Below are 8,863 nucleotides of genomic sequence, written 5' to 3' on the forward strand. Positions count from 1 at the left end.
AGATACTTTGGACTTTTAGATTTTACATTTAAAATTTGATATTTATTTTGACACAACCATACGTAACCTTAGAAATAGAGAACCAGGTAGGGACTATAGAATTTTTTCACCCTGCACATAACTCATTACCAGGAGATATTCTGGCAAAACTAGCGCAAACTATTACCGATGCAGGTACTAACGACGATATTAAAGTTATTGTATTAAAAAGTGGAAAAGACAGAACATTTTGCGCCGGAGCAAGTTTTAAAGAACTAATTAACATTAACGATGCCGAAACCGGAAAAGTGTTTTTCTCTGGGTTTGCCAATGTGATTAACGCTATGCGTAAATGTCCAAAATTTATTATTGGGCGAGTACAAGGAAAAACTGTAGGTGGCGGAGTAGGATTAGCCTCGGCAACCGATTATTGCATGGCAACCAAATACGCAGCCATAAAACTAAGCGAACTTAATGTTGGTATAGGACCATTTGTAGTAGGGCCGGCAGTAGAGCGTAAAATTGGATTATCTGCAATGACCCAGATAGCAATAGACGCCAATTCGTTTTATGATGCAGAATGGGCAAGAGATAAAGGATTGTTCACCAAAGTTTTTGAAGATATAGAAACGTTGGATGCTGAAGTAAAAGCTTTTGCAGAAAATTTATGTACCTATAATCCCGAAGCAATGAAGGATATGAAAAAAGCATTTTGGACAGGAACAGAAGATTGGGATACCCTTTTGGCAGAAAGAGCAGTAATTAGCGGAAGATTGGTGCTAAGCGATTTTACAAAAGAAAAATTAAAAGGGTTTAAGTAAAATTCCTGCGTAGGCAGGAATCTCACAGACTCAGCTTAGCGTAAGAGTAAAGTAGTTTAAATAAAATTCCTGCGCATGCAGGAATCTATAAGAAAAGAACAATGAAGCCATGGTATGTCTATATAATGACTAATAAACCTGATGGTGTTATCTATATAGGATGTACAGACGATATAGAAGCAAGAGTTTTAGAACATAAGAATAAAATATATAAGAATTCATTTACTGCAAAATATAATTGCGATAAGTTGGTGTATTTTGAAGAATATAAAAGTGGATTAGAGGCTTCAAAAAGAGAGAAGCAAATGAAGAAATGGAAGAGAAAATGGAAAATAAATTTAATACTTGATATGAATCCGAGTTGGATGGATATTTCTTTAAATTGGTCAGAAAATGTTAATTCAGTTTTTAAAATAAAAAGATCCCTGCCTACGCAGGAATAAGTTATGATTTACAGCTTTAAAGGATATATACCCGTAGTACACCAAAGTAGTTTTGTACATCCACTAGCAGCAGTTACTGGTAATGTGATTATTGGCAAAAACTGTTATATCGGCCCGGGAGCAGCAATACGAGGAGACTGGGGCGAAATTATTTTGGAAGACGGAGTTAATGTACAAGAAAATTGTACAGTACATATGTTTCCTGGTAAATCTATTGTTCTTAAAGAAAGTGCGCATGTAGGACACGGGGCAGTAATTCATGGAGCTAATTTAGGACGTAATTGTCTGATTGGGATGAATACAGTAATTATGGATGATGCCGAGATTGGAGACGAATGTATCGTTGGAGCAATGTCCTTTGTAAAGGCAAATACAGTATTTCCAAAACGAAGTTTGATCGTAGGTAATCCAGCAAAGGTAATAAAAGAGGTAAGTGACGAAATGATAGCTTGGAAAACAAAAGGAACCAAACTATACCAACAATTACCAGCAGATTGCTTTGAGTCGTTAAAAGAAGTAGAACCGTTAAGAGAAGTTCCAGAAGATAGAACAATACAAGAAGCGTTTTACAAAACGTTGGAAGAATTTAAACGAAAATAGAAAAGACCTTCAAGATTTTCAAAAACTTTGAAGGTCTGAATAAATAAAACTAACAAACATTAGTTAACCAAAATGTCGAAAGTAGAATTAAAAATGCCCAAAATGGGCGAAAGTATATCCGAAGCTACCATTCTTAACTGGTTAAAGAATGTAGGGGATACCGTAGAGGAAGATGAAACGATTTTGGAAGTAGCTACCGATAAAGTAGATTCTGAAGTTCCTGCTCCTTGTAGTGGAGTAATCACAGAAATACGTTGCCAAGCTAATGAAGTAGTTGAAATCGGACGTGTAATTGCGATAATCGATGCAGATGCAGAATCTGCAATACCAAGTCAAAAATCCGAAGAAACAAAAACTGCAGAAAAACCAAAGAGTGTACCTGAAACATCGGTTCGATCAGAGTCGAGAACCACTTCAAACTTCGAGCTTCAAGCTTCGGGTACGAACGATGGATTCCTATCTCCTCTGGTAATTAGTATTGCTAAAAAAGAAAATGTAACTATCGAAGAGTTGCAAAATATTGCAGGTACAGGAACAGAAGGGCGTATTCGTAAAAGTGATCTAATACAGTATGTAAAGAACAGAAAATATCCTTTGCCAAGCAGACCACAATCACAGGCACAAGCTCAAATACCAAAGTCAACATATAAAGCACCTCCAATATCTTTTGAAGAAGGAAAAGATCGTATTGTAGAAATGGATCGTATGCGAACTATGATTGCAGACCACATGGTGTACTCTAAGCATACCTCACCCCATGTAACTAGTTATATTGAAGTAGATGTGACCAATATGGTAAATTGGAGAAATGAGGCAAAGATAGCATTTCAAGAAAAACATGGAGAAAAATTAACGTTCACACCAATTTTTGTAGAGGCAGTTGCAAAAGCAATTCAAGAATACCCGATGATTAATGTATCTGTTGATGGTAAAAAGATTGTGGTACATAAAGACATTAATGTAGGTATGGCTACGGCATTGCCTAGCGGTAATTTAATTGTTCCGGTAGTTAGAAATGCAGATGAAAAGAATTTGTTTGGATTAGCAAAAAATGTAAATCATTTAGCAAATAGTGCAAGAAACAATGCATTAAAACCAGACGAAATAGGAGGTAGCACTTTTACCATCTCTAATGTAGGAACTTTTGGTAGTTTAATGGGAACACCCATTATTAATCAACCAGAAGTAGCTATTCTGGCATTAGGTATTATCAAAAAAAGGCCAGAGGTTATTACAACAGATAAAGGAGATGAAATAGCCATTAGAAGCATGATGTACCTGTCATTATCTTTTGACCACAGAGTAGTAGATGGATTTTTAGGAGGATCGTTTTTACGTAAAGTAGGAGACGAACTGGAAGCTTTTGATATAAACAGAGAAATATAATAACCATAAATGCGCAAGGGATAGAAGCAGCTACCGTGTAGCGCGAATAGCCCGACCCGATAGGGATGCGCCCAAAACAATACTAATGGAGCAAAACATCAAAATTACAAAAACCTCAAATTCAAAGTTAAAGGATATCAATTTTGATAATATACCTTTAGGAAAAACTTTTACAGATCATATGTTTATCTGTGATTATAAAGACGGAGCGTGGCAAAACCCTCGTATAGAGCCTTTAGAGTTAATACCAACACATCCTGCAGCAATGGCTTTGCATTATGGGCAGGCTATTTTTGAAGGAATGAAAGCTACAGTAGGCACTAATAACACTCCATTATTATTTAGACCAGAAGAGAATGCAAAACGTTTAAATCACAGTGCTGCCAGAATGGGAATGCCAGCAGTGCCAGAAGAGCTTTTTGTAGAAGCAGTAAAACAAATAGTAAGTGTAGAACAAGGATGGATTCCTCCGCAAGAAGGGAGCGCATTATATTTACGTCCGTTCATGTATGCCGACGAACCTTTTATTGGGATGCGTGCAGCAACCAGCTATAAATTTATAGTAATCTGTTCTCCCGCAGGACCGTTTTTTACTAAAAAAATTAGATTGTATGCCGAAACCGAGTATATAAGAGCCGCAGATGGAGGAACAGGAGAAGCAAAAGCAGCAGGTAATTATGCTGCAGCAATCTTGCCAACAGAAAAAGCCAAATCCAAAGGATACGATCAAGTATTGTGGCTAGATGCTAATGAGCATAAATATATTCAAGAAGTAGGAACCATGAATATCTTTTTTAAGATAGAGGATAAATTTATTACGCCAAGCACTAACGGATCTATATTAAAAGGAATTACAAGAGATAGTGTAATTACCTTATTAAAAGACAAAGGTTTTGAAGTAGAAGAACGCCCAATCACGATCGATGAGATTATAGGGTACTCTAAAGAAGGAAAGTTGGAAGAAGCTTTTGGAACAGGAACAGCGGTTGCTATTGCTATGGTAGAAGCCATAGGGTATAATGATGAGGTGGTTACGTTACCAGAGACAAATCCTGTAAGTCAGGATATGAAAATCACTTTAGACGAGATTAAAGTACAGAAAAGAGAAGATATACATGGCTGGATTATACCAGTTACTATAGAAGAAAAGGTAGGGTAGAAGTAATCAAAATTTATTAGTGCAATTCTAGTTTACGCTAGAATCACACATCAAAAATGGAATAAAATGTTAGCGGAAAAAACAATAGCAAAAGAAGTATTACAAAAAGCATTTAAAACACTTTGTACAGCTAAAGCAATGACAGAGTTGTATGAAGATAACTTTAAGGTAGTCTCTAAATATGTGCATGCTACCTCCAGAGGGCATGAGGCGATACAAATAGCCGCGGCAATGCAGTTATTGCCTCAGGATTATGCGTTTCCGTATTATAGAGATGATTCGATGTTATTAGGTATAGGGATGCGACCGTATGATTTGATGTTGCAATTGTTAGCTAAAAAAGAGGATCCTTTTTCGGGAGGTAGAACGTATTATTCGCATCCTAGTTTGCGCGATGCCGATAAGCCTAAAATTCCACACCAATCTTCGGCGACAGGTATGCAGGCAATACCATCTACAGGAGTTGCATTAGGAATGCAGTATAAAGAATTAGTAGGTCTGGATGATAAAACATTGCAAGATGCACCTTTGGTGCTGTGTTCGCTAGGAGATGCATCGGTTACCGAAGGAGAAATTGCAGAAGCGTTTCAGATGGCAGCCTTAAAGCAATTACCTATTTTATATCTGGTACAGGATAACGGATGGGATATTTCGGCTAATGAAGAAGAAACCAGAGCACAAAATGCGTTTGAGTATGCACAAGGATTTAACGGCTTAGAAGCAATTTCGATTGATGGTGCAAATTTTACAGAAAGCTACTTGGCAATACAAGAAGTAATTAAAACCATTCGGGAAGAAAGACGCCCTATTTTGGTACACGCTAAAGTACCATTATTAAATCACCATACTTCTGGAGTACGTATGGAATGGTATAGGGATGATTTGGAAGAAGCTCGTTCTCGGGATCCATATCCAGTATTACGAAATCAATTACTTGCTAATGGTTTTACAGAAAAAGAATTAGTAGTTATAGAAGAAGAAGCAAAAATAGTAGTTGCTAAAGACTTAGAAGAAGCAATGAAAGCCGAAGATCCAACGCCAGAAGACTTGTTTACGCATGATTTTGCTCCAACATCAATCACAGAAGAAAAAGGAGAACGATCTCCTGCGGATAAGGAAGAGGTGGTCATGGTAGATTGTGCCTTGTTTGCGGTAGAAGAATTAATGAAAAAACATAAAGAGTGTTTGTTATATGGTCAGGATGTAGGAGGAAGACTAGGAGGGGTTTTTAGAGAAGCAGCTACGTTGGCTCAAAAATTTGGGGACGAACGTGTATTTAATACTCCTATTCAGGAAGCTTTTATTGTAGGATCTACAGTAGGAATGTCTGCCGTTGGATTAAAACCAATTGTTGAGGTACAGTTTGCAGATTATATCTGGCCAGGACTCAATCAATTATTTACAGAGGTAAGCAGATCCTGTTATTTATCTAACGGCAAATGGCCGGTATCGATGATTTTGCGAGTTCCTATTGGTGCTTATGGTAGTGGAGGACCTTATCATTCCTCGTCTGTAGAATCTGTAATAACCAATATTAGAGGAATCAAAATAGCGTATCCTAGTAATGGAGCAGATCTAAAAGGATTGATGAAAGCAGCGTATTATGATCCAAACCCTGTAGTGATTCTAGAACATAAAGGATTGTATTGGTCTAAAGTAAAAGGAACAGATGCAGCAAGAACTATAGAACCGTCTGAGGATTATGTGTTGCCATTTGGTAAGGCAAATATAGTGCAACGTATCTGGCCAGAAGATGAAAAAGAGACAATGACTATTGTAACGTATGGTATGGGAGTACATTGGGCTCTGAACGCTACAAAGGATAAGAAAGATGTGGTAGAGATTATTGATTTACGTACCTTATATCCTTTGGATGAAGACACTATCATGGAGTCGGTAAGAAAAACAAAAAAATGTTTGGTAGTAACCGAAGAGCCGACTAATAATTCTTTTGCAAGAGCGTTATCAGGTAAAATTCAGGAAGAATGTTTTAGATCACTAGATGCTCCTGTAATGACGATAGGTTCAGAGAATATGCCTGCAATTCCTTTAAACAGTACGTTGGAGCAAACTATGATTCCTTCTACAGAAAAAGTAAAAGAGAAGATAGATGAATTATTAAATTATTAAACGATTTGATAATAAAATATATACCCTGGTAATTTAGATCTAAATTACCAGGGTATATATTTTTATCCCCATCTACAGAATCTCACACAGATTCTGGTATAGCAACGATAATCACTTGTTCTATAGCATAACTCTTCTTTTTGATAACAATCGAGGGATGGCTCAGAACCATTAATAGATTAGTTTTTTTATTCCATTTACATTTATGGTATTTTTTAGTTTTGAAGGTTTTAGGAGTTTATATTTAATAAATTCACTATGTTTTATGGTATTGATAATAAGTTATTTTTATTTGAAAAGGATATGCTATTATTACGGTAAATTCAAAGTGTAAATGGTATAAATTGATGAAATTTTACTGATTATTATTCAGAAACTCGATATGGTTTTAATTCTTCAAAGAAAATATCATTATTTGGAACATCAAAATCCATGCTTTTTATATTTAAGTTATTATCCGTATTAAATTTTACGGTTCCAAAGCTAAACCAAGCGTGTTTTTGATCCCATACAATCTCCCAAACATCATGATGCCAGTGTTTTAATGTGGCAGATAAATCAGGTGTATGTTCAAATTTAATGCGCAACTGGTCTTTTTCTAGCGAAATTTTGATTTCGCCGTAGATATCTGATTTATAATTTCCTGCTATCTGGGTTGGTGTAACAGAAGGTTTGGTGTTTAGTACTCTTTTTTCTTTTCTTTCTGAAATACAAGTATCCTTTTTATTGTTATTATTAGTTTTTTCTAAAAGTTTGGAAGACCAGTTAGTAACAGGTTTTGCATCCAAAAACTGGTCCAGCGCATAATATGTTGCTGCAGTAATTGGGCTTTTCATGCCATTAGTCAATACGACAACACCCAGATTTTCATCAGGGATCAAGGTTACTGCTGTAATCATACCATCAAACCCACCTGTGTGCGAGGCTTTAAGTTTTCCTCGATAGTCACTTAATCCCCATCCTAATCCATAACCACTAAAATGTTTGTTAAAATCATTTTTAGAAGTGTGATCTACGGTATAATTGTTATGAGGCGTCCAAATTATATTTCTGGTGTTTTTGGTAAGTAAAGTGTCTTTACCAACGCGACCATTATTTAGGTTAAAGATCATCCATTTAGAAACATCTTTTACACTAGAAATGATACCACCCATGGCTCCTATTTCTTCCCAATCTACCCAGTCGATTGGTATGTTGATGTCTTTTTCACGACCATGTGGAGTGGCATAGTTTTTCTTTATATCGAGTTTTTTATATGAGGTTATAGTTCTGTCCATTCCCAAAGGGTCTAGAATTCGTTCTTGTACATTTTGCCCCCAGCTTTTCCCAGTTACCTTTTTTATAATTTCTCCTGCGGTAATGTACATTACATTAGAGTATCCAAATCCTGATCTAAAATCGTGCGCTTTAGGAATATATTTTACTCTTTTTATAATTTCTTCTGATGTTAGGTTTGCTTTATACCAGATCACATCCCCGCTAAACGTACCAAGCCCTACACGATGGCTTAATATATCTCTTATAGTAACTTCATTACTTACCCATGGATCGTATAGCGCAAAATAAGGCAGGTGTTTCTTTACCTTATCCTCCCAGTTTAGTTTTCCTTCCTGTACCAGCATCCCAATAATAGTAGCGGTAAATGCTTTAGAATTAGATGCAATGGCATACAGTGTATTCTCATCAGGTTTTTCGTTTTTCCCTTTTTCTTTTACGCCATAACTACCACTAAAAACCAGTTGTCTATCTTTAACAATCCCAATAGAAACACTGGGGATATCCCAGTCTTTGGTCATTTTAGCATAGTATTCGTCTAACTTTTTAAGATCAACTGTAGTGTCTGTTTGACTTAATATATTCGTTGTAGAAATCAATAATACTGTAAATAACAGCAATAATTTTTTCATGATATTAATTTTAGATAGTGTTTTGTGTTTTTCGAAAGGTAAATATAATGTATTCAAGATGATAAGAATATCATATATTCTTCAAAATAACATTCAAAAGATAAGACAAGCTGTATAAACAGTTTTGTCTAATTAGTAACTGCGATTAGGTTGCAGAGCACTATTTTTTTAAAAGCTTCTTAAACTTTTCAGCATCTCCATTAAATATGTCATAATCGACATTTCCTTTCATTCCTTCTAATTTTTTGTGGTCTGTTCGTTGCCAAATTAACCACCCTTTGTTTTTCCATACTTCGGGAACTTCGGGAGATTTTTTAGTGTATTCTGCAACCCATAATTGATATTTATCCCAGTTTATGCGTTAGAATATACAAAAGGAGGGTTCAGATTTTTAATTTGACTAAATAATCCGTCCATCCAAGGTCTCTTTTTAGCAGG

General features: G+C 35.9%; 7 protein-coding genes. 6 read left to right on the forward strand and 1 reads right to left on the reverse strand.

Features of this window, described 5'->3' with window-relative positions; all coding sequences use genetic code 11:
• Positions 1-47: 47 nt before the first annotated feature.
• The 6 genes from H527_RS0108610 (at position 48) to H527_RS0108635 (ending at position 6,518) form a co-directional block, all read left to right on the forward strand.
• Complete coding sequence (locus H527_RS0108610) at positions 48-800, forward strand: enoyl-CoA hydratase/isomerase family protein (RefSeq protein ID WP_027412333.1); 753 nt, start codon at positions 48-50, stop codon at positions 798-800.
• Positions 801-901: 101 nt separating this feature from the next.
• Positions 902-1,243 carry a GIY-YIG nuclease family protein gene (locus tag H527_RS0108615; protein ID WP_027412334.1) on the forward strand — a complete coding sequence of 114 codons (342 nt, stop codon included), beginning with the start codon at positions 902-904 and terminating at the stop codon, positions 1,241-1,243.
• A gap of 3 nt (positions 1,244-1,246) precedes the next feature.
• On the forward strand, positions 1,247-1,843 hold the full coding sequence (locus H527_RS0108620) for an acyltransferase (protein WP_027412335.1): 597 nt from the start codon (positions 1,247-1,249) through the stop codon (positions 1,841-1,843).
• Between the two features lie 72 nt (positions 1,844-1,915).
• Positions 1,916-3,229 (forward strand): dihydrolipoamide acetyltransferase family protein, encoded by a 1,314-nt coding sequence (locus H527_RS0108625; RefSeq protein WP_027412336.1) that lies wholly within the window; start codon positions 1,916-1,918, stop codon positions 3,227-3,229.
• Positions 3,230-3,314: 85 nt separating this feature from the next.
• Positions 3,315-4,388, forward strand: coding sequence for a branched-chain amino acid aminotransferase (locus H527_RS0108630; protein WP_035087701.1), 1,074 nt, complete (start codon positions 3,315-3,317; stop codon positions 4,386-4,388).
• Positions 4,389-4,454: 66 nt separating this feature from the next.
• The gene (locus H527_RS0108635; RefSeq protein ID WP_035087703.1) at positions 4,455-6,518 is read left to right on the forward strand and encodes an alpha-ketoacid dehydrogenase subunit alpha/beta; all 2,064 of its coding nucleotides are present in this window, start codon (positions 4,455-4,457) and stop codon (positions 6,516-6,518) included.
• 365 nt (positions 6,519-6,883) lie between these two features.
• On the opposite strand, the gene H527_RS0108640 is transcribed toward H527_RS0108635, so the two are convergent.
• Positions 6,884-8,425 carry a serine hydrolase gene (locus tag H527_RS0108640; protein ID WP_027412339.1) on the reverse strand — a complete coding sequence of 514 codons (1,542 nt, stop codon included), beginning with the start codon at positions 8,423-8,425 and terminating at the stop codon, positions 6,884-6,886.
• Positions 8,426-8,863: the final 438 nt, after the last annotated feature.

It is taken from the genome of Aquimarina muelleri DSM 19832 (assembly GCF_000430665.1).
GTDB lineage: Bacteria > Bacteroidota > Bacteroidia > Flavobacteriales > Flavobacteriaceae > Aquimarina > Aquimarina muelleri.